The sequence below is a fragment of the Lentzea sp. NPDC058436 genome, from assembly GCF_042721515.1.
Lineage (GTDB): Bacteria > Actinomycetota > Actinomycetes > Mycobacteriales > Pseudonocardiaceae > Lentzea.
Map to the genome: position 1 here is coordinate 1,271,712 of NZ_JBHXLF010000002.1, position 20,493 is coordinate 1,292,204.

20 protein-coding genes are annotated in these 20,493 nt (G+C 70.6%); 12 read left to right on the forward strand and 8 right to left on the reverse strand.

The window, feature by feature from the left end; translation table 11 throughout:
* Positions 1-56 precede the first annotated feature (56 nt).
* Complete coding sequence (locus tag ACFWN2_RS13030) at positions 57-2,678, reverse strand: transglycosylase domain-containing protein (RefSeq protein WP_382427212.1); 2,622 nt, start codon at positions 2,676-2,678, stop codon at positions 57-59.
* A gap of 218 nt (positions 2,679-2,896) precedes the next feature.
* Here ACFWN2_RS13030 and ACFWN2_RS13035 point away from each other — a divergent pair, with 218 nt between their 5' ends.
* From ACFWN2_RS13035 to ACFWN2_RS13045, 3 genes are all read left to right on the forward strand, one after another.
* Positions 2,897-3,712: a lysozyme gene (locus ACFWN2_RS13035; RefSeq protein WP_382427213.1), complete on the forward strand. Its 816-nt coding sequence runs from the start codon at positions 2,897-2,899 to the stop codon at positions 3,710-3,712.
* A gap of 3 nt (positions 3,713-3,715) precedes the next feature.
* On the forward strand, positions 3,716-4,891 hold the full coding sequence (locus ACFWN2_RS13040; RefSeq protein ID WP_382427214.1) for a putative glycoside hydrolase: 1,176 nt from the start codon (positions 3,716-3,718) through the stop codon (positions 4,889-4,891).
* A gap of 115 nt (positions 4,892-5,006) precedes the next feature.
* On the forward strand, positions 5,007-5,531 hold the full coding sequence (locus ACFWN2_RS13045) for a hypothetical protein (protein ID WP_382427216.1): 525 nt from the start codon (positions 5,007-5,009) through the stop codon (positions 5,529-5,531).
* 42 nt (positions 5,532-5,573) lie between these two features.
* Here the strand turns inward: ACFWN2_RS13045 and ACFWN2_RS13050 are convergent, their stop codons facing one another.
* Entirely contained in the window at positions 5,574-5,897 is a 324-nt protein-coding gene (locus tag ACFWN2_RS13050) for a hypothetical protein (protein WP_382427217.1), read from the reverse strand.
* 170 nt (positions 5,898-6,067) lie between these two features.
* Here ACFWN2_RS13050 and ACFWN2_RS13055 point away from each other — a divergent pair, with 170 nt between their 5' ends.
* The 4 genes from ACFWN2_RS13055 to ACFWN2_RS13070 are packed head-to-tail and all read left to right on the forward strand — an operon-like array spanning position 6,068 to position 9,577.
* The gene (locus ACFWN2_RS13055; protein WP_382427218.1) at positions 6,068-6,775 is read left to right on the forward strand and encodes a hypothetical protein; all 708 of its coding nucleotides are present in this window, start codon (positions 6,068-6,070) and stop codon (positions 6,773-6,775) included.
* The gene (locus ACFWN2_RS13060; RefSeq protein ID WP_382427219.1) at positions 6,772-7,509 is read left to right on the forward strand and encodes a hypothetical protein; all 738 of its coding nucleotides are present in this window, start codon (positions 6,772-6,774) and stop codon (positions 7,507-7,509) included. Before ACFWN2_RS13055 ends, ACFWN2_RS13060 begins: the two co-directional genes overlap by 4 nt.
* A 14-nt stretch (positions 7,510-7,523) precedes the next feature.
* Positions 7,524-8,393 carry a DUF3152 domain-containing protein gene (locus ACFWN2_RS13065; protein ID WP_382427221.1) on the forward strand — a complete coding sequence of 290 codons (870 nt, stop codon included), beginning with the start codon at positions 7,524-7,526 and terminating at the stop codon, positions 8,391-8,393.
* The gene (locus tag ACFWN2_RS13070) at positions 8,390-9,577 is read left to right on the forward strand and encodes a glycosyltransferase (RefSeq protein ID WP_382427222.1); all 1,188 of its coding nucleotides are present in this window, start codon (positions 8,390-8,392) and stop codon (positions 9,575-9,577) included. The genes ACFWN2_RS13065 and ACFWN2_RS13070 overlap by 4 nt, the downstream gene beginning before the upstream one ends.
* Here the strand turns inward: ACFWN2_RS13070 and ACFWN2_RS13075 are convergent.
* Positions 9,529-10,614, reverse strand: coding sequence for a glycosyltransferase (locus ACFWN2_RS13075; protein ID WP_382427223.1), 1,086 nt, complete (start codon positions 10,612-10,614; stop codon positions 9,529-9,531). The genes ACFWN2_RS13070 and ACFWN2_RS13075 overlap by 49 nt on opposite strands.
* 591 nt (positions 10,615-11,205) lie before the next feature.
* Between ACFWN2_RS13075 and ACFWN2_RS13080 the strand changes: the two genes are divergently transcribed.
* The 3 genes from ACFWN2_RS13080 (at position 11,206) to ACFWN2_RS13090 (ending at position 12,479) form a co-directional block, all read left to right on the forward strand.
* Positions 11,206-11,442, forward strand: coding sequence for a hypothetical protein (locus ACFWN2_RS13080; RefSeq protein ID WP_089917997.1), 237 nt, complete (start codon positions 11,206-11,208; stop codon positions 11,440-11,442).
* Between the two features lie 134 nt (positions 11,443-11,576).
* The gene (locus ACFWN2_RS13085; protein WP_382427225.1) at positions 11,577-11,861 is read left to right on the forward strand and encodes a hypothetical protein; all 285 of its coding nucleotides are present in this window, start codon (positions 11,577-11,579) and stop codon (positions 11,859-11,861) included.
* 117 nt (positions 11,862-11,978) lie between these two features.
* The gene (locus ACFWN2_RS13090) at positions 11,979-12,479 is read left to right on the forward strand and encodes a methylated-DNA--[protein]-cysteine S-methyltransferase (RefSeq protein WP_382427226.1); all 501 of its coding nucleotides are present in this window, start codon (positions 11,979-11,981) and stop codon (positions 12,477-12,479) included.
* A gap of 6 nt (positions 12,480-12,485) precedes the next feature.
* On the opposite strand, the gene ACFWN2_RS13095 is transcribed toward ACFWN2_RS13090, so the two are convergent.
* Positions 12,486-13,130, reverse strand: a complete 645-nt coding sequence (locus ACFWN2_RS13095) for a dihydrofolate reductase family protein (RefSeq protein ID WP_382427228.1) — start codon at positions 13,128-13,130, stop codon at positions 12,486-12,488.
* Positions 13,131-13,346: 216 nt separating this feature from the next.
* Between ACFWN2_RS13095 and ACFWN2_RS13100 the strand changes: the two genes are divergently transcribed.
* Positions 13,347-15,368, forward strand: a complete 2,022-nt coding sequence (locus ACFWN2_RS13100; protein WP_382427230.1) for a glycosyl hydrolase family 65 protein — start codon at positions 13,347-13,349, stop codon at positions 15,366-15,368.
* A 61-nt stretch (positions 15,369-15,429) separates the two neighbouring features.
* Here ACFWN2_RS13100 and ACFWN2_RS13105 read toward each other — a convergent pair whose 3' ends face one another.
* The 3 genes from ACFWN2_RS13105 to ACFWN2_RS13115 are packed head-to-tail and all read right to left on the reverse strand — an operon-like array spanning position 15,430 to position 18,079.
* On the reverse strand, positions 15,430-16,101 hold the full coding sequence (locus ACFWN2_RS13105; protein ID WP_382427232.1) for an AIM24 family protein: 672 nt from the start codon (positions 16,099-16,101) through the stop codon (positions 15,430-15,432).
* Positions 16,102-16,109: 8 nt separating this feature from the next.
* Positions 16,110-17,477, reverse strand: a complete 1,368-nt coding sequence (locus tag ACFWN2_RS13110) for a DUF2867 domain-containing protein (protein ID WP_382427233.1) — start codon at positions 17,475-17,477, stop codon at positions 16,110-16,112.
* Positions 17,474-18,079, reverse strand: a complete 606-nt coding sequence (locus ACFWN2_RS13115; protein ID WP_382427235.1) for a hypothetical protein — start codon at positions 18,077-18,079, stop codon at positions 17,474-17,476. Before ACFWN2_RS13115 ends, ACFWN2_RS13110 begins: the two co-directional genes overlap by 4 nt.
* Positions 18,080-18,142: 63 nt before the next feature.
* On the opposite strand from ACFWN2_RS13115, the gene ACFWN2_RS13120 reads away from it, so the two are divergent.
* On the forward strand, positions 18,143-19,483 hold the full coding sequence (locus ACFWN2_RS13120) for a cryptochrome/photolyase family protein (protein ID WP_382427236.1): 1,341 nt from the start codon (positions 18,143-18,145) through the stop codon (positions 19,481-19,483).
* 3 nt (positions 19,484-19,486) lie between these two features.
* Here ACFWN2_RS13120 and ACFWN2_RS13125 read toward each other — a convergent pair whose 3' ends face one another.
* Positions 19,487-20,458, reverse strand: a complete 972-nt coding sequence (locus ACFWN2_RS13125) for a LacI family DNA-binding transcriptional regulator (protein WP_382427238.1) — start codon at positions 20,456-20,458, stop codon at positions 19,487-19,489.
* Positions 20,459-20,493: the final 35 nt, after the last annotated feature.

Genomic DNA, 20,493 nt, shown 5'->3' on the forward strand with positions numbered 1-20,493 from the left:
GGAGGCCCTTCCTGGCCGGTGCCTCACCGGGAAGGGCTGCTGGCGACGGCGGCACGTCACCGGGGAGGCGGCACCGACGACGGCCCCGGAGTCGGCGGCTCCGGGGCCGCGGACGACGAGGGTTCAGCCGGGGGCGTGCTGGACGGTGCCGGAGCCGGTGGCACCGCCTCTGCGGACGACGAAGCAGGGGCCACCGACGACGATCCAGGAGTCGGTGGCACGGCCTCCGCGGACGACGAAGCAGGCGGCCCCGGAGCCGACGACGGCGGCTCCGCCACCGCGGACGACGAGGGTTCAGCCGGAGGCGTGCTGGTCGGTGCCGGCGGCGCGGCCGGGGGAGGCGGCGGCGGTCCGCTGCTCACCGAGAGCGTCACCGGCGTCCCCCGGAACGCGACACCCTGCGGCGACTGCGCGACCACCGCACCGGCCGGCCTCGGCGACGCGACGGACACGGTCGTCACCTGGTACCCCGCGTCACGCAGCATGGCCTGCGCCCTGCCGAGGTCCGAGCCGACGACGTCGGGGACCTTCATCTGCGCGTCACCCTTGAGAAAGCGCTCCTCGACCTGCGGCAGGGGTTTCTCCGGCAGGTCGGTGTGCACCTTCGTCATCGTCTCGAACCACGTGGCCGCGGGCACCGTGCCGCCGTAGATGTTGCCCTCGGGGCACAGGGTCGGCGCGCCCGTGCCCACGCAGATGCCCTTCGGTGAGGTGCTGTCGTTGAACACCTGGACGGCGCCGGCGTAGTCGGGCGTGGCACCCAGGTAGGCCGCGGACTTGTACTCCTCGGTGGTGCCGGTCTTGCCCATCATCGGCCGCTTCCAGCCGGCCTTGCGCGCCGTGAGCGCCGCGGTGCCCTGGCCCTTGCTGTCCTCGCTCAGGCCCACGGCCAGCGCGTTGGCGAGAGGTTCCGGCACGGCCTGCTCGCACGGCGGCTTCGTGAGCTCGACCGGCTTGCCGTCGCGGTCGACGACCCGGCGGATCGGGGTCGGCTTGCACCAGGTGCCGCCGCTGATGACGGTCGCGGCCACGTTGGCCAGTTCGAGCGTGCTGGAGGGCGCGGGGCCGAGCGTGAACGAGGCGTTGCCGTTGGAGGCGTAGAACTCGGACTGGGTCATCCGCAGGTCCTTGGCGCCCTTCGGGTCCGGGGTCATGCCGGCGATGTTCGTGGCCATCGTCTTGCGCATGCCCAGCCTGGACGCCATGTCCACCACCGCGTCCAGGCCCGTCTTCTCCTCCAGGATCACGAACGCCGTGTTCGGGGAGGTGGCGAGCGCCTGCTTCAGCGGCATCTGTGGCGGGTAGCGGTCGTTGTGGTTGGAGAGGCAGTACCAGTAGGTGTTCGGTTCGCCCGTGGCAGGGCAGGAGGCGGCACCGCCCTTGAACACCCTGGAGGCGTAGGAGTTGGGGGAGGCCACGACGGTGTCGATGCCGATTCCCTTGTCCAGGGCGGCGGCCGCGGTGAACACCTTGTAGACCGAACCCGTGCCGAACTTGTTCTCCACGCCGCTCGGCAGGTCGAACTGCGTCTGGAACTTCTCCTTGTCGAGGCCGTAGTCGCGGTTGGCCACCAGGGCGACGACCTCGTGCGCGTCCTTGCCGGGGCGCACGACGGCCATCGTGTTCGCGACGCCGGGCGTGTTCTTGGGCGCCTGCGCCTCGACCGACTGCTTGGCGTGCTCGGTGATCTTCGGGTCGAGCGTCGTCTCCACCCGGTAGCCGCCGATCTTCAGCTGCTCCAGGCCGAAGCCGGACTCGACGAGGTACTCGACCAGGAAGGAGCAGAAGAACCCGTAGGACGGTCCGGCACCGACGCAGCCGGTCTGCAGTGGACGCACCGGTTCCTGCAGGCCGAGCGGAGCGGTCTTGTGCCGGTCAGCGTCCTCTTTGGACAACTTCTCGTCGATGACCATCGCGTCGATCACGAGGTTGCGGCGCTCGATCGCCTTGTCCGGGTTCGCCTCCGGGTCCAGGGCGGTGGGGCTGTTCACCATGCCGGCGAGCGTGGCGGCCTGCGGGATCGTCAGCTCGTCCGGCGTCGTGTCGAAGTAGGCCTGCGACGCGGCGGTGACGCCGAAGATCGTCGAGCCGAACGGCACGAGGTCGAGGTAGCGGCGGAGGATCTCGTCCTTGCTCAGCGACGTCTCCAGGCCGATCGCCAGCCGTGCCTCCCGCAGCTTGCGGGTGATGCTCTGCTCCTGGGCCGCCTGTTGCGCGGCCTTGTCGTTGCGGGCCACCACGTGCACCAGGTAGTTCTTCACGTACTGCTGGGTCAGGGTGGACGCGCCCTGCTGCACCGAGCCGCTCGCGTTGTTGCGGGCGAGGGCGCGCAGGCTGGCCAGCCAGTCGACGCCGTGGTGGTCGTAGAAGCGGCGGTCCTCGATCGCGAGCAACGCGTCCTTCATGTGCTGCGAGATCTTGTCCGCCGGCGTGTGGACCCGGTACTGGTCGTACAGGTACGCGATCGGCGCGCCGTCCTTGTCGGTCACGGTCGTCATCAGCGGCGGTCCGGTGTTCACCATCTCGGCCAAAGTGGACTGGACCTGGTCGCTGACCTTGTTCGACACGAAGCCGAGCGTCGCGGTGACGGGGAAGAGAAGCCCGGCGACCAACGCGCCGGCGAGCACGCAGAGCCCGGCCAGCTTGCCGACACCGGACCCGATCCGCTTGCGATTCACACCGGACTCCTCTCATTTCAGGGCGGCTTTCGGCGGTTACCCGGGGAATCACCGATCAGGCGACCACATCGAATGAATCGCAGGTCGGAAAGTCGTCACCGAGCGTGCCTGAACAGGACTTCGCTCACTCCGTGGTGCCAACAAATGCAGGTCTTGTTTTTCCGTTGGTGCCACGGGTAGCTGCCGTTCAGGACCATTCACGCACGGGGAGGAAACCGATGTCGTCGCAACGAAGTGCCGGCTCCCGATTCGTTCGCGCCACCGCGATCGCGTTGCTGGCGAGTGTTCTGAGTCCCGTGCAGTCCCACGCCGCCGAAGGGGCCGACGACCACACCGCGGGCTCGCAGATCGCCAGGCACGAGGGCACCGGCGAGATGCTCGGGTCGCCGTCCGAGCTCGGCGCGGAGAACGTGGGCAGCGTGCACGGCATCGACGTGAGCAGCCACCAGGGCAACGTCGACTGGGGGCACTGGTGGCGCTCGGGGAAGCGGTTCGTCTACATCAAGTCGACCGAGGGAACCGGTTACCGCAACCCGAACTTCACCCAGCAGTACAACGGTTCCGCGGCCGTCGGAATGGTGAGGGGCTCCTACCACTTCGCGTTGCCGGACCGTTCCGACGGCGCGACGCAGGCCCGGTTCTTCGTGCAGAACGGCGGCGGCTGGTCGCGTGACGGCAAAACGCTGCCGGGCACGCTCGACATCGAGTACAACCCGTACGGCGGCGACACCTGCTACGGCCTGAGCCACGGCGCGATGGTGGGCTGGATCCGCAGCTTCAGCGACACCTACCACGCGCTCACCAAGCGCTGGCCGGTGATCTACACGTCCACGCTGTGGTGGGACAAGTGCACCGGCCGCTCCGGTGACTTCAGCTCCACCAACCCGTTGTGGGTCGCCCGGTACGCGGCGGCGGCCGGCCCGATGCCGTTCCGCTGGCCTGTGCACACGATCTGGCAGTTCACGTCGTCGCCGATCGACCAGAACGTGTTCAACGGAGGCGCCGACCGCCTCGCCGCCCTGGCCGCGGGATGAGCCATGTCCACCCGCGTCCGCAGGTCTGAGCTCTTCCTCCTCGTCTTCCTCGGCGTGGTGTTCGCCGTGTCGTCCACTCTCGTGGTGGGCTCCGTGGCGCACATCGACAAGATCGGCCTGACCGTCGACGGCCTCAGGGACGGCGCGGTGCTCCGGGGTGACGTGTTCCGCGACGTCAGCGTCAGCACGGACGAGCCGGACGTCCTGGACCGGGTGGAGGTTCTGGTCGACGACGTCGTGGTCGCGACGACCCGTGACCGCGATCGGTTGACCCTCAAGGACTTCAGGCCTGCCGAGGGCGACCACACGCTGATCGCCCGCGTGCGCAGCGCCACTCCGCTGGTCATGGACGCCGTCGTGGACCAGCGGTTCACCATCGACGACACCGCGCCATCCGTTGTCGTGGACCACGTCCGAGCAGAAGGGCCGCGCTCGCCGGTGATCATCAAGGGCACCGCCCGCGGTGCGGCGGTCGTGCGGATCGGTCAGACCCGAGCCCTGATGGTGAACGGCGTCTTCGCGGCCGTCGTGCCCGCGGCGTCGGCGACCGTCTACGTCGAGGCGCGGGACGCGGCGGGTAACTCCGCCGGGCGGCACGTGGTGGTGCCCGTGTCGCGTCCCGACGTGCGGGCGGTGGAGGTGACGGCGGCCGACTGGGCAACTCCCCGCGCACGCGAACACGTGCTCGCGATGGCGCGCAAGGGAGAGGTCGAGGCCGTCCGCCTCGACGTCAAGGACGAGACGGGACAGGTCGCCCACCTGTCGGAAGTGCCGCTGGCGAAGCAGATCGGCGCCGTCCGTGACCTGTACGACCCGCGCGCCGCCGTCGGGGAACTGCACGCAGCCGGGGTGCGCGCGGTCGCGGTGATCATCGCCTTCCGCGACCCCGTGCTCGCGCGGGCGTCCGCGGCTTCCGGGCGGCGTGACCACGTCGGCGCCGGGCTGACCCTGACGAACTCCGCCCATCCTGAGGTCCGCGGCTACGTCGTCGCCCTGGCGCGGGAGGCCGCGTCGCTCGGTTTCGACGACGTGCTGCTGGACCTCTCCGGCGGTGAGTCCGATGTGGACTTCGTGGCCGAGCTGAGGGACGCGGTCCGTGCGGGCGGTGCCTGCTTCGGCGTCGTGGAGGAGGAAGGCGTGGTCGCTCAGGCGGACTTCGTCGTCCCTTCCGGACGGTGACGCTGCGCAACCACGTCTCACTCGATGCGGTCGAACCCGGTTCGGGCCGCGTGGAGCGTGTGAGCGCGGGGGTACCAGTCGGTGAACCGATCGACTGAAGTCCCAGGAGGACGGCATGAAGACCAGGACCACCGCACTGGCCGCGCTGATCGCCACCATTCCGCTGGTGCTCGCCCCGGCGGCCGCGAACGCGATGGCGTGCTACGGCAACTTCAGCGACACAGTCGGCAAGCTGACGGAGATCGCGCGGGAGGAGTTCATGACGCCGGTCTGCCAGGCGCAGCTCCAACCCGGGACAGACCGCCGCGACGTGCAGGAGCTCAAGGACGTCGTGCTGCCGAAGGCCGTCTCGGGCCTCGGCGGCATGGAGATGATCTACAACCGCAGCAAGCCCGTCCTCGACGACGTGGTGGAGAAGTGCTACTCGCCGGAGGACTACTGCAGCCCCGAGGCCGTCGGACGCGCGACGCGGTGCATGAAGGACGAACTGCCCGGCATGGCGATGACCGCGCTCGGACCCGACGTGCTGGCCACCAGCTGCGAGGGCCTGAAGGCGGCGGCGGGCACCGATCCTCAGGCGTTGCGGGACAGGGCGCGCGCCGCAGCGGAGGCGTACATCGGGTACCTGCGCCAGAACTGACCCGAAGCACGTGACGAGGCGCGCCGGACGCATCCGGCGCGCCTACACGTCTTTGCTGACCACGGCCCGTGCCAGCTGCGCCGCGTGGTCCATCGCCTCGACGCACAACGCCATGCGCCCCAACGACTCCACCTGATCCGTCAGGTCGTCCCCGCCGAGTCCGTCGTCGGCCATCGCCCGCACCATCGCCGCCGTCGCCCTCTCCATCCGCTGCGCGAGAGCGGCGAGCGCGAGCATGACGTTCTCCGCCTGCTCAGGGCTGACCGATGTCCGGTTGCTTTCAGGCAGCCGCCCCAGGTCGGCGTCCCAGGTGGACGCCGCGGTGCACAGGGCGTCGACGAACGGCTGCCAGCCAGCATCGTTCACAGAACACCTCCGATCAGGTCTGCGGCGGATACCCGCGCCGCGGACGTCGATGACAGTCCGTGAGGAATTCACTGAACAGGGTGCTTGCTGGTCGGAGATGTCTGGAGGGTCCTTCCACGGGTACTGCCACCTCGACAGAGGTAACGCCCCGTTCAGGAAAGGACACGGGCATGGCCATGGACGACCTCCTGGACGAGGGCCGCACGGCCTTCCACACGCAGATGTTCGGCTACCACCGAGGCCAGGTCGACGACGAACGCGCCCGCCTCGAACAACAGCTCGAACTCGCCTGCGCCGACCGCGACGCCGCCCTGGAAACGGCCGACGACCTGACGCGCCACCTGGAGGAGGCGCGTTCGGAACTGGCGGAGTACCGGACGCTGCACGCGGGACACAGCAAGGACAACGCCGTGTCCGGCTGCATCCGGTACCTGCTGCACGTGGCCCGGCGCAAGGCGGAGGGGATCGAGGCGGACGCGCGGGCCCGCACGGAGGACGCCGTGCACCGCGCGGAGGAGTCGGCCGGCCGGCACGCGCGTTTGCTGGACGAGGCGGAGCAGGAGACGCAGCGCCGGTTGGCCGAGGCGAGTCAGCGGGCGCGGGAGATCGTGGGGGAGGCGCTGGAGCGGTCGCGGGTGCTGCTGGCGGACCTCGGGGAGCGGCAACGGTTGCTGGACCAGTGGTACGAGGAGATCGGGGACGCGCCGGGCGGTTCGGCGGTGGGCGTCAGGCCGGAGATGCCTGCACCGAGGAGGCCCGAACTCGTGGAGGTCGGTGCGGCGAGGGGCGCGGAACTCGCCGCCGTCGAGATGCCGGAGCCTCCCGAACCCGACGAGGAGCCCGCCTCCACCGCCCAGATGCCGAGCGTTTCGGCATGACCGCGCTCGCCAACGAGTCTGCGCACTCCGCCGCAGCCTCCACCACAACGCCGAGTGCGACCTGCGTGCTGGTCGACGTCCGCGACTCCGGCGTCACCGGCGTCCGCTGGGCCGCCGACTGCGCCCAGTCGCTCGGCATCGCCCTGGTCGTGCACGCCGGCACCGGCAACGACCCCGCGCACACCGAGGTCGCGGCCCTGCTGGCCCAACGGCCCGACCTCACCGTCCACGTCGACCACGCGGACACCTATCCGCCCGTCCAGGAGGGCGCCCTCGTGGTCCTCTCCCGCGCACGGGCCCTGGCCGCACCACCGCTCGCCGGCCGCGACCTCCGGGACGTGGTGGTCATGGGCGGGTGCCCCAGGGCCCTCGTAGGACGGTTCGGTGTCGTCACGGCCGTCGTGGAACGCGTTGGTGGCGAAGGGGTGCTGCAGCGGGCGACGACCCTGTGCCACGCACGGGGGGCGACGCGGCTGCGGGTGCTTGCCAGGCCTTCGTGTCCGCGGTCCGGAGGGTGGCTCGACGACGCCGCCGACCTCGTTCACGCGTCCTGCCGGGACGTGATCGTCGAGCTGGTGCGCGACGCCAGGTCCGTCGCGGAGGAGACGCGGCTGTTCCCGAGCGACCTGCTCGTGGTGTCCGGCCGGGAACGCGGGCCGGGTGAAGGCCTTCAACCGGACGCGAGGGCGGCGCTGCACCAGGCGTCCTGCCCCGTTCTGTTCAGCTGTTCGTGACGGGGGAGTGGATCATGACCGTGGGAAGGATCGTCCTGTACGTGCTCGCCGCAGCGCTCGCGGGGGTGATGATCGGGATGCTGAAAACCCTGCCGCAGAACGAGATGCCGCCGGGGGACCAGCCGCGGCAGCCGGTCGCGGCCGCCAGCATCTCCGTGAGGACGGCACCTCCGTCCACGACACCACCGACGTCCACAACACGAACACCGTCGTCCACACCGGAGGCGCTCAAGGACGCCACGCCCCGTCCCGGACCGGCGCTCCCGCCCGGAGTTCCGGTGCGGGAGCAGGGAGAGGGGTGGTGGCGGACCGTCGCGGGCACCACGGCCCAGGTCGGCACCGGACGGGTGCGCACCTACTCCGTCGAGGTCGAGCAGGGCGCCGTGCAACCGGTGGCGCACCAGGCCTTCGCGGCGACGGTGGACGCGACGCTCGCGGATCCGCGCGGGTGGACGGCGTCGGGGGACGTCGCGTTCCGCCGGGTCGACGTCGCGGAACCGGACGTGCGGATCAGGCTCACCGCCACGGAGACCGCGCGGGCGACCTGCGGGTTCGACCTGCCGTACGACACGTCCTGCTACCACGAGGGTGTCGTCTACGTGAGTGCGCCGCGGTGGTTTCGCGGCGCTGAGGCGTTCGCCGGGGACCTGGAGGGCTACCGGAGGTACCTCATCAACCACGAGGTCGGTCACTTCCTCGGGCACGGGCACGAGTTCTGCCCCGCCGACGGCGCTCCGGCGCCGGTGATGATGCAGCAGACGTTCTCGGTCTCCAACGACGGGCTGGCCGAGATCACCGCCACGACGCCGCAGGGCCTGACCGTCCCGCGCGACGGCAGGACGTGCACCGCGAACCCGTGGCCCCAGCAGGAGGTGGCCAGGTGAGGATCGCGATGATCTCCGTGCAGGACGCGCCCGGCCGGTCCAGGCACGTCGCGACGCTCTCGGAGGAGCTGCACCGGCGAGGGCACGAGGTGACGATCTACACCCGCCGGGCAGGCGAACGGCCGCCGGACCGCGCCGGCGGGGTCGAGGTCGTGCACGTGCCGGCCGGACCGGCGCGCGGGCTCAGCCAGGACGAGGTCGTGCCCCACATCGGGGAGTTCGCGCGGTTCCTGAACTCCCGCTGGGCGGACTGCGCGCCGGACGTCGTGCACGCCCACCACTGGACGTCCGGCCTCTGCGCAGTGCTCAGCGCGCGGCGCACCGCGATCCCGATCGTGCAGAGCTTCCACGGACTGGCGGGCGGCGACTCGCTCGACGTCGAACGGCTGGTCGGCCGCGGCGCCGCGGGTGTGGTCGCGACGTCCGCGAACGAGGCCGCCGAACTCGTCCGGCTCGGCGTGCGCCGGTCCCGGATCTCCACCGTGCCCTGGGGTGTGGACACGCGGGTGTTCACGCCGAACGGCCCGGTCACGCCGCGCACCGGGAGGCTGCGCGTCGTCGCCACGAGTGAGCTGGCGCCGGACGACGGCGTCGACGACCTGATCGTCGCGCTGACCGCGGTGAGCGGCACCGAACTGGTCGTCGCCGGCGGTCCAGCCCGGCGCTTCCTGACCGGCAACGCGGAGCACGTGCGCCTGTGCGAGCTGGCCACCCGGCACGCCCTCGCGGACAGGATCAGCTTCGTCGGGCAGGTGCGGCGCACCGAGATGCCCGCTCTGATCCGGTCCGCTGACGTCGTCGTGTGTCCTCAACGGCACGCGTCGTTCGGAGTCGTCGCGCTCGAAGCGATGGCGTGCGGTGTGCCGGTCGTGGCCTCAACAGCCGGTGGACTGGCCGACTCCGTGGTGCACCAGGTGACCGGGTTGCTCGTCCCGCCGCGCAACCCCGCGCAGCTGGCGCGGGCACTGCGGTCGCTCCTGGGGGACGAGGTGCGCCGTCAGGAGCTCGGCGCCGCGGGCCACGACCGCGTGACCATGCGCTACGCGTGGGACCGCGTCGCGCTGGACGTGCTCCGGGCGTACGACCGCGCGATCGGGCCCGAGGTGATCGCGGTCCAGCGCGGGCCGTCCCAGGTCTACGCGCGGTTGCGGCGGGTGCTCGGCCGTGACGACACCTCCGGCTGAACGGTCACGACCCGCTCGTACACGGCCAGCGCCTCCTTCGCGAGCCGGCGCCGCGAGTACCGGCTCAGCACGCGGTCGCGGCCGGCGATGCCGAACTGCTCCGCGAGCGTCTCGTCGGCGAGCACCGTCCTGAGCGACCGCGCCAGCCGCCGGCCGTCCTGCGGCGGTACGAGCAGACCGGTCACGTCCGGCAGCACGACGTCGTTCAGCGCGCCGACCGCCGTGGCGACCACGGGGACACCGCAGGCCATCGCTTCGAGCGCCGCGGTGCCGTACGCGTCGGCCGTCGGCGCGCACACCGCGACGTCGGCCGACCTCAGCACCGCCGGCCGGTCCCCGCGCGGCACGGCGCCGGCGTCGACGAGCTCGACGTGGTCCATCGTGGACAGGACGGCGCTGATCGCGGCGGCGCCCTCACCGGGGTCCAGTCCCCCCGCCACGACGACGCGCACCCGTCCGTCGTGGACCGCGGCGGGACCGTCCGGGGTGAACAGGCCGGGATCGACGCCGCTGGGCAGGACGGACACGTGGCTGCGGCGCGCGCCGGACTGCCACAGCCCGGTGGCCTCCGCCGTGCTCGTGGCCGTGATCCACGCGGCCCTGCGGGCGATGAGGATCTCCGCGTCGGCGCGCTGTTCGACCTCGGTCTCGCCGGCCCCGTGACAGCAGTGCACCACCGGAACCCGGAGGCGGTGCCCGCCGATCAGGGCGACGAGTCCGGACGTCCAGTGGTGCGAGTGCACCACGTCCGGGGTCCACAGCCGCCACTGCTCGGCGAGGAACTTCGCGAAGTCGGCCAGGTGAGCCACCAGGTCCTTCTCCGCCAGCGCGTGAGAGGGCCCCGCGGGAACCCGCACGACGTCGTAACCCTCCGCCGTTCTGACCTCGCCGGGCGACTCCGCGTCGTCCCGCCGGGTGTAGACCACCACTTCGTGCCGGGAAGCGCTCAACCCCGCGCAAAGCTCCGCCACGTGGGCGCTCTGAGAGGTGATTCCGGCAAGCGGGCTCGCCTGTGCGGACACCATCGCGATTCTCATTCGCCGGCCACGTCCTCGATCTCCAGTGCGATTCGGAGCTGCCGGCTCAACTCATCGGTTCCGGTGGTCAATGGGGCGACCGTATTGGTTGTCGGCGCCGCCGACAAACGCGGGGGCCCGGACGTGCGGCAGCGGCGTGTCGTCCGCCGCCCTTCGCGCACCCGCTGAGGAACGAGCGCATGTCCTGGCCGCGAGAGATCGGTTGATGCGGCGTGAAACCGCAGCTCATCGACCGGTTGCGGGTCAAAGGCAGGACCTGCGGGCGTCGAGGTGCCGGGTCCTTCTCCGTGTGGTCCCGAACGACCTCGCTCCTGTTGGCGGGCCCGAAGTGCCGTCCGCGCAGGATTGTTCACCCCAAAGCAAGGCTCCGGCGTGGAATATCGAGATTGCTCCTGATCATGAGACCGGTAATTCCTAAACCTCACGAACCGCGCATCACCCGAAGGTGTGGTTCGGCCGGTTTGAACCGTACATCGAGGCAGTTTCCGATTTGGTTCGGACGAACCGCTTGGATACGGTTCTCCCGGACTTGCGGAAGGTGAGATTGACCGCTGCGGTCCGTTCTCGAAAGAATCGAACTAGGAGATTTTTGTGCTGAAGAAGGCAGGGGCGGCCGTCGCTATCGCGGGCGCATTCCTCGGTATTGGTTCCACGGCGCTGGCCGACGCCCCTGAGCTGGACATCACGGACCAGGTGGGCGTCGCCGACCTGAACGACTCCGAGGTCGCCAGCGATCTGAACGCCTGCTTCATCGACGTCAACGTCATCGCGGTGCCGGTCCTGTCGGACAACGACAGCGGCCTCTGCGCCAACCCCGACGACAAGTGACGCGGGACGGCGCCCGCTTCGCCGGTGCGCCGTCCGCTGATCGGAGGAGCGGGGCTTTCGGGCAGGGGTGCCGGCCCCGTTCCTCCCGTCACAGGTGCAGATCAGAACGACTGGTTCGTGAGGAGAAGATCGTCATGCTGAAGAAGGCTTTTGCCGCGGTTGCTGTCGGCGCGGGTTTCCTGATGATTGGTTCGCCCGCGTTCGCCACGCAGGGTGACGCGATGGACGAGATGACGGACCTCGCGTCGAAGTACGACCACGACCACCAGGTCGGTCTGGTCAACATGGAGAACTCCGAGATCCTCAGCGACATCAACGTGTGCCACGTCGACGTCAACGTCATCGCGGTGCCGCTGTTCTCGAACAACGACGGCGGACCGTGCGTGAACCCCGACGTCGAGGCCGACTCGGACCGCTGACTCAAGGCAGCGGGTGGGGTCCCCACCAGGCAGAGCGTCCGGCCGGACACCGGCCGGGCGCTCCGCCGCACCGGAGGTCGTGCGAGGGCGCGAGGCCCTTTCCGGAAGAATCCGGGGATGCTCGTTCACCACACCGTCGTCGACTCACTGGTCGGGCCGCTGACCCTGGTCGGTGAAGGGGAGTCCCTGCTCGGCCTCTACTTCGACGGCCACCTGCGAACTCCACGGCTGACCGACCTCGGCCCTCGCACGGACACGGGGTTCGACGAGACACGCCGCCAGCTCGACGAGTACTTCGACGGCACGCGCCGCACGTTCGACCTCCCCCTGGCACCACGCGGTTCGGCGTTCGAACGCAGCGTGTGGACGCTCCTGACCTCCATCCCGTACGGCGAGACGCGGACGTACGGGCAGCTGGCGGAGGAGCTCGGCGACCCCAGGGCCGCCCAGGCGGTGGGCAACGCCAACGGGTGGAACCCGATCAGCATCATCGTGCCGTGCCACCGCGTGGTCGGGGCACGCGGTGGCCTCACGGGCTACGCGGGCGGCCTGAGCCGCAAGCGGTACCTCCTCGAACTGGAGGAACCGCCCGCGGACCTGGACGGCCGCCTGTTCTGAGCGGTCTCACTTCCGCCAGAACAGGTGGTGGGTGACGCCGCTGGAGCTGGGCACGACGTCGAGGTGGAACCGGTCGAGCAGCTCGTCGGGCGACTTCCACAACGGAACTCCGTGACCGAGCTCGACCGGTGACACGGCGACGTGCAGGGTGTCGATCAGGTCCGCGTCGAGGAACGACCGGACCGTGGTGGCACCGCCGCCGATCCGGACGTCCTTGCCCTGCGCGGCCTCCTTCGCGAGCTTCAGCACGTCGGCGGGCGAGCCGTCGACGAAGTGGAACGTCGTGTCGGAGAGCGTGAACGACGGCCGTTCGTGGTGGGTCAGGACGAACACCGGGGTGTGGAACGGCGGTTCGTCGCCCCACCAGCCCTGCCAGTCGTGGTTCTCCCAGGGGCCGCGGTGCGGGCTGAACTTGTGCGCGCCCATGATCTCCGCGCCGATGTTGTGCGCGAAGTCGCGGGTCAGGTAGTCGTCGAGGCCTCGGGTGCCGCCGGGGTCGGTGCGGTTGGGCCAGCTCGCCGTGGCGCCCGCCCACGCGAACATGGTGCCGGGGTCGGCGTGGCCGAACGGCCTGTCGAGGGTCTGGTCCTCGCCGGCGCCGAAGCCGTCTCGCGACACGACGAAGTTCTGGACCTTCACCAGCTGGGTCATGGGGCGTCCTTTCCGTTCCTGGTCGATCATCAGACCGCCGCGGCCGCGCGAACTCATCGGTGCTGGGCCGGAAGGATCATGCCGCTACGACGACCTGTGCGCGAGTGCTGACAGAAGCGGACAGGATCACCGTCGTCCCGGGCCTGTGGGAGCGCTTTCATGGTGCACTGCCGGTTCGGCTCCGGTCGGATCTCGGCGCCGGGAAAGGTGCACGGGATGAGTCCCCGGCGGCGGATCGGACATGTCCTACTGGCCCTGACGACGACGTTCGGCCTGCTCACCGGCACCTCGCCGGCGAACGCGGCCACGACGCCGTCACTGGAGTTCACGAGCCCGCTGAGCCAGGCGCTGTACGGCTCGGCCTACACGGCCGCGCTGGACAACCTGTTGCGCGTCAACACCATGGGCTACGACCCGCGCCACAACAGGAGCGGCCTGCAGGACCCTGCCGTCGGCTTCGTCCGCGCGGGTGGCGGCTACCAGCAGCCGTGGACGCGCGACGCGTCGGTCAACAGCTGGAACGCGACCAGCCTGCTGTCCCCGGCACTGGCGGAGAACACGCTCTGGGCCGTCGTCGACAAGGACCCCGCGGGCGCCCTGCGCGTGCAGCAGGACGACCAGCAGTGGGACCAGGTCGTGTGGCTGACGGCCGCGTGGCACCACTACCTCGTCACCGGTGACCAGGAGTTCCTCGGCAACGCCTACCGCACCGCCGCGAACACCCTGACGATCCGCGAGAACGCCTCCACGGCCGGCTTCAACCCCACCTACGGGCTGTTCACCGGCGCGTCGTTCTTCAACGACGGCATCGCCGGGTACCCCGCGCCGCCCGCCGACGCGACCGAGTCGATCAGCACCGGCAGCATGCCGTGGCCGGGTGTCGCGAGCGGGATGTACCTGAGCACCAACGAGGTCTACTACTCCGCCTACGTGAACGCGGCGAACATGGCCGAACGGCTGGGGCAGCCGCAGGCCGCCGCCCGCCACCGCGCGAAGGCGGCCGCGCTCAAGATCGCGATCAACCGTTACTTCTGGAACCCGGTGACGGGCCTGTACGACTACCAGCTGCTCGCCGACGGCACGCGCGGCGCCTACCAGGAGGGCACCGGACTGGCGTTCGCGATCCTGTTCGACATCGCGAGCCCGGCCCAGGCGCGGTCGATCCTCGCGAACGCCCGCTCGATGACGTGGGGCATGCCCGACACCTTCCCGCACTGGGACCGCTACTCCGACGCGCAACCCGGCCGGCACAACGCGATCGTCTGGCCGCTCGTCCAGGGCCTGTGGGCCAAGGCGGCCGCCAAGGCCGGTGACCAGGGCAAGTTCGCGACGGAGACGGCACGGCTCGCGAAGCTCGCGACCGGCAACAGCGGGTACTGGGAGATCTACAACGGCACCACGGGCGTGGTCGACGGCGGCTACCAGCGACTCGGCGACACGGTGAAGTTCCACTGGGGATCCGAGCCGGACCAGACCTGGTCGGCGACGGCGTTCCTCGACATGGTCCACACCGGACTGTTCGGGCTGCGGCACACCGAAGCCGGACTGTCCTTCGCGCCGACCCTGCCCGCGGGCTGGGGTGACGTCACCCTGCGGAACCTGCGCTACCGCGACGCCGACCTGACGATCAGGCTGCGCGGGGCGGGCACGACGATCCGTTCGGTCACGGTCGACGGTCGTCCGTCGCGCGCCGAGGTCCCCGCCACGTTCCAGGGCGCGCACACCGTGGAGATCACGCTCACGGGAGCGCCGACCGGCGACCGCGACGGTGACGGTGTGGCCGACGCGAGCGACCGTTGCGCGGACACGGCGGGCACGGTCTCCGGCTGTCCCGCCCCCGGCCGGCTGGAGGCCGAGGACGCGCGCAACACCGGCGGCGTCAAGACGAACGTCAACCACACCGGGTACTCCGGCAGGGCGTTCCTCGACGGACTGTGGGCACAGGGCGCGGCGTCGTCGTTCACGCTGCACCGCGCGTCGACGGCGGCGGGTTCGGGCTCGATCACCCTGCGGTACGCGAACGCCCACGGCGACGCGCGCACGATGACGTTGTCGGTGGACGGACGCGCCGTGCGGCAGGTGAGCTTCCCGAAGGTCTCGGACAGCTGGGACGCGTGGGGCACGGTGACGTTCGCCGACGTGCCGGTGAGCGGCCGCGATCCGGTGGTGACGCTGTCCTACGGCGCCGGCGACTCCGGGGCGATCAACCTGGACTGGCTGGAGTACCGCGGGCCGTGAACCTGGCACAGGGCCGTGGACCTGGCACAGGGGCGGCCCCTGAACCAGGCCCACGGACTCGTCACTGCGCGGTCGGGATCGGGTGGCCCTCCGAGGCCTGCACGACGACGATGCCGTTGCCCTGCAACGCGAGCTGGTACGCCTCGCCAGAGCCGCGACCGATGACGGCGCCGAGCTTGGCCGTCTTCTTGATCGACGACTGCAGCGAGGTGGACCACAGCACGGCGGACTGCATGTCGACGTACGTCGGCACGTCCACGTTCAGAACGACCGGCGTGCCGTAGGCGGTGACGGCGAGCGCGCCGGTGCCGGTGAACGTCGTGTTGAACAGGCCGCCGCTGAGCATCGACGCGCCCTCGGTGCGGTTGATGTCCCACTTGAGCGTGCTGTCGAACGCGAGCACGTTCTTGCCGTTGACGGTGACGCTCTCGTTCTCCAGGTACAGCACGAAGATCTCGTCCGCGTCCTGGGCGAGGAACACGTCGCCGCTGCCCGACACCTTCATCAGCGACATGCCCTCACCCGTGAAGGCCTTCTTGAACAGCTTGCCGATGCCGCCCGCGCCCTCGTAGGCGAAGTCGACGTCACCCTGGTAGGCGACCATCGACCCCTGCTTGGCGAAGAAGAACCCGCCGCTGCCGGTGAGGTCCACCTTCAGCATGCGTTCGTTCTGCAGTTGGAAGCTTCCGGGCTCGACGACGCGTTCCTGGTGGTTGAACAGTGAGCTGCGCATGCCGCAGATCATGCCTTAGCGGCATTTCGGACGATGCCGTGCGCCATCGTCGCGAAGACAACGTCGTGCAACGGTTTCTGCACGACCCAGTAAAGCTGCCCGAGCAGTCCGTCGGCGGTGAACGTGATCTTCTGCCGGTAGCGCGTGCGGTCGCCGAAGCGGTCGACGCGCATGTCTAGCACGGTGTGACCGGGCATCTTCATGTCCGCCCGCAGCACCAGCCGCCTCTCGTCGTCGTCGCGGTGCACGACGGTCCAGAAGTCCACCACGTCGCCTTCGCCCACTTCGGGCGCCCGGCCGCGGAACAGTCCGATGCCGCCGAGCAGGTGGTCGAGCGCGCCCCGGACCGTCCACACGAGAGGGATCGTGTGCCAGCCGTTGTCACCGCCCAGTTCGGTCACCGTCCGCCACACGTCGTTCGGCGACGCGTCGGTCAGCACGGTTCGTTCCTCGGTGAACACCTCACCGTCGCTCGACTCGGTCCGCTGTTCGGTCGCGGCGCGGATGGCGTTGTCGAGGCTCGTCATGCCGCCGGGCGGTGTGGGCAGCACGTCGGTGGCGGGCCGGCCGGTCACCGCGAGGTCGTGGTCGAGCGAGGCGAAGAGCGGCTCCGCGACCGCTGCTGGCACGGGCGTGACCAGCCCGGCGAACTGCGCGGCGAGCTTGTGGGACCACAGCGGCGCGGGCACCGGCATCCTGACCGGTAGCCGCAGCACCCGAGCACAGCGTTGCACCAGGTCCAGGTAGGTCAGTCGTTCCGGGCCCGGTACCTCGAACACGCCGTCGACCGGTTCCGCGAGGTTGGCGGCGGCCACGAGGAAGTGCACGACGTCTGCGGCCGCGACCGGGCTGCTGGTGTTGTGCATCCACGACGGCACCGGCACCCACGGCGTGAGGCGCGCCGACGACCGCAGCAGCTCGAAGCTCGCCGAGCCGGCTCCGACGACCATCGACGCCTGCAGCACGAGTGCGGGCACCCGGCCGGCGGCCAGGACGTCCCCGACCTCGGCCCGTGAGCCGAGGTGCGCCGACAGGTCGGGGGAGTCGGGCCGCGGGCCGCCGACGTAGACGATCTGGCCGACGTCCGCGTCCTGCGCCGCGGTGGCCAGCACGGCGGCGGCTTCCCGGTCGACGTCGGCGAAGTCCGGCCGGTCCAGCGAGTGCACGAGGAAGTACACGACGTCCTTGTCCGCCAACGCCTTCCGGACGGCGTGCTCGTCCGTGGCGTCACCGACGTGCACCATCACGTTGGTGGGGAACAACGTCGCCTGCGAGCTCTCGCGCACCAGCACCGCGACCTCGTGGTCACGGGCGAGCAGCTCCGGCACGAGCAGCGACCCGAGGTGCCCGGTCGCGCCCAGCACGAGGCACCTCATCGGATGCCCGTCCGGTTCTGCAACGCCCCGATCTTCGTGCCGTACAGGAAGAACACCGCCATGAACACCTCGATCCGCTGCTGCGACGTGAGCCCGTCGAGGTCCACCGCGACCTCCGAGTCCCGCACGTCGGTCTGCCGCGCCATCCGGTCGTTGAACACGGCCCTCGCGACGTCCTGGCTGCGGTCGTCGACGTCCGCGTGGAACAGCCGGCGCAGGTCGCAGTCGGGCGGCAGCGGGTGGCGGACGAGGTCGGCGGGGTACCGGGCGTTCATGACGCGCGCCGCCGTGTTGAGCGTGTGCGCGAGGAGCGCCGGCCCCTTGTCGAAGTGGTCGACCATCGCGACCAGCTCTTCGAGGGTCGCGACGTCCTCCTCGATGCTGACCGGTGTGCCGATGTCCAGGTCGAGGCGTTCCATCGCCATCGCGACGTTGTCGAGCACCTGGTCCGGGTCGACGACGAGCTGGTCGCCGAGGTGGACGCTCGCCCGGTGGTGGTGGGGATCGAGTAACTCCCGCGCCTCGCGGCCGAGGTCCGCGGGCAGCAAGTCTTCGTGGTCGGTCGTCACGCGCATGAACTGCCCGTTTTCGGGTACGCGCAACCGTCGATCCACGAACGAGGGACAACGGGATTGCCGAGCTGTGTCGCCGGGTATCGCTCACCGATGACCACGTCGATCGCGCTCTTCACCCGTGACCTGCGGGTTCGCGACAACCCGGTGCTGCACGCCGCGGCCGCCGCCGACCGGTGCGTCCCGTTGTTCGTGCTCGACGACGCGATCACCTCGTCCTCGTTCTCCAACGCCAACCGCGCCTCGTTCCTGCACGACAGCCTGGCCGATCTCGACGCGTCGCTGCGCGAGCGCGGCGGCAGGCTCGTCGTGCGCCGGGGGAAGGTGGTCGAGGAGGTCGCCAGGATCGTCTGCGCGCACGACGTCACCGAGATCCACGTCGCCGCGGACGTCAGCAGGTACGCGCACCGCCGTGAGGAGGCCCTCCGGGAGCTGGGCGTGGACCTGCACGTGCACGACGCGTCGATCAACGCCGTTCCGCCGCTGTCGCTCACCCCGTCCGGCGGTGGTGACCACTTCGCCGTGTTCACCCCGTACTTCCGCAAGTGGGAGACCGTCCACCGGCGCGGCGTCCTGCGCGCACCCCAGCGGCTGACCGTGCCCGAGATCAGCGGTGACCTGCCGCAACTGCGCCACGGCACGCCGTCGCCCGACCTCACCGAGGGCGGTGAGACCGTGGGACGCAAGCTGATGGCGAGCTGGGCGCGGTCCGGTGTGGACGACTACGCCGACGTGCACGACGCCCTGGCCGACGACGCCACCTCGCACCTGTCCCCGCACCTGCACTTCGGCACGGTGTCGGTGACCGAGCTGATCGACCGCGTGGGCACCGGCTCCGAGGGCGCCCGCGCCTACGTCCGGCAGCTCGCGTGGCGCGACTTCCACCACCAGGTGCTGGCCGCGCGTCCCGAGTCCGCGACGGAGGACTACCGCACCCGCCACGACCGCTGGCGCCGTTCGGACCGCGACTTCGAGGCCTGGCGGGACGGTCGCACCGGCTATCCGATCGTGGACGCGGCGATGCGCCAGCTCGACCGGGAGGGCTGGATGCACAACCGGGCCCGCCTGGTCGTGGCGAGCTTCCTGAGCAAGACCCTGTACCTCGACTGGCGGCGCGGCGCCCGGCACTTCGTCGACCTGCTGGTGGACTGCGACCTCGCGAACAACCAGATGAACTGGCAGTGGGTCGCCGGCACGGGCACCGACACCCGGCCGAACCGCGTGCACAACCCCGTCGCCCAGGCGGTCCGTTACGACCAGGAAGGCCTGTACGTCAAGCGCTACCTGCCCGAACTGGCCGATGTGGACCCCCGGCACGTCCACGAACCGTGGAAGCTGCCGGACGACGAGCGGAAGGCGCTCGACTACCCGCCGCCGATGGTGGACCTGCGGGAAGCGGCCGACAGGTTCGCGGCCGCACGCCGCAAGCGGTGACGCTCAGGCCGTCGACTCGCGCACGACGAGCCGGCACGGCTGGCGGACGACACCGGCCGCCGGACTGCCTTCGAGCGCCGCGAACAGGTGCGTTACGGCCGTCGCGCCGAGCTGCTGGAGGTTGAGGTCGATCGTGGTCAGCGGCGGTCTGCAGTCCGCCGCGAAGATCTCCCAGTTGTCGTAGCCGACGATCGCGACGTCGTCGGGCACGCGCCGGCCGAGATCGAGCAGGGCCTGCGCGACTCCGCTCGCGATCTGGTCGTTGCCGCAGAAGACGGCGTCGGCCTCGGGTGAGGTGGCGGCCAGGAGACGGGCGGCGTGCCTGCCCCAGCGCTGCGACCACTCGCCGTGCAGCGGCTGGCCGCCGGCGAGCGACAGGCCGTGTTCGGCTAGGACGGTGTGCACGGTGGCGGCGCGGTCGCGTGCGGCGCGGTAGTGCTGCGGGCCGGTGATGTGGGCGATGTGCCGGCGTCCCAACGCGATCAGGTGCTCGACCGCGAGCCGTGCCCCGCCGGGGTCGTCGGAGACCAGGCACAGGTCGTCGGGGTTGGTCGACCGGCAGTAGACGTAGACCGCGGGCACCGGGAGGTCGGCGGTCAGCGACGTGCGGACGTCGTTGCTGTCGCCCACCACGATGAACCCGTCGACCTGGCGGGCCAGCAGCGTGCGGATGTAGTGGTTGCGGCGGATGACGTCCCCGCGCGTGTCGCACAGCAGCACCGACATCTCCAGGTCCGACAGCGCGTTCTCGGCGCCGAGCAGGATGGGGATGGCGAACCGGCCGTCCAGTTCGTCGGTGAGCAGGCCGATCGCGCGGGTGCGGCCGGCGACCAGGCCCTGCGCGAGCGGGTTGGGGCGGAACGACAGTTCGGCCGCAGCGCGCAGCACGCGGGCCCTGGTGGCCGCCGCGACCTCGTCGCGGTCGTTGATCGCCTTGGACGCGGTGGCCACGGACACGCCGGCCCGCTTCGCCACGTCCCCGAGTGTCACCGCGTCCGAACGCCGTCTTC